This is a genomic window from Neisseria sp. P0021.S007 (assembly GCF_051956855.1).
On record NZ_JBQCXA010000685.1, the window covers coordinates 1 to 633 of the forward strand.

General features: G+C 46.8%; 1 protein-coding gene. It reads right to left on the reverse strand.

Going from position 1 to position 633, the window contains the following annotated elements:
• Positions 1 to 633, reverse strand: a 633-nt coding sequence (locus ACTHUR_RS15375; protein ID WP_440399500.1) for an extracellular solute-binding protein, incomplete at both ends; no start/stop codon positions are given.

Here is a 633-nt window from a genome sequence, read left to right on the forward strand (position 1 = left end):
GTCGGGAAAATCGTATTGTCGTTTCTAAACTCTTCATCCATCAGCTCCTGAGCTGGTTTGCTGGACGGCGCATAAGTAACAAAATTGCCGTTTTTCGCCGCAACTTCAGGATCTAAGAAATCATTGATATACGCATGGGCATTGGCCACGTGTTTGGCATCTTTCGGAATCACAAACGAATCCACCCAAATTCCCACGCCTTCTTTCGGCATCATCACACGGATTTTTTCCTTGCCGCCCGCTTCTTCGGCACGACGTTTGGCAATGTTCAAATCGCCGCCAAAACCAATTGTTACGCAAGTATCGCCGCGCGCCAAATCATCGATAAAACCGGACGAGGTAAAACGCTTGATGTACGGACGGTTTTTCTTCAAGACTTCCGTAGCCGCCTTAATATCCGCCGTTTCGCTACTGTTTGGATTTTTACCCATATAGTTCAATACCATAGGATAAATTTCTGCCGCGCTGTCCAAATAGCTGATGCCGCATTGCTTGAGTTTGGACGTGTATTCGGGGTTAAACACCAAATCCCATTGATTGTCCGGTAGTTTGTCCGTACCCAAAGCCTTTTTCACACGCTCGGTATTGATGGCGAAAGTATTAGTCCCCCAATAAAATGGAACGGCGTATTCG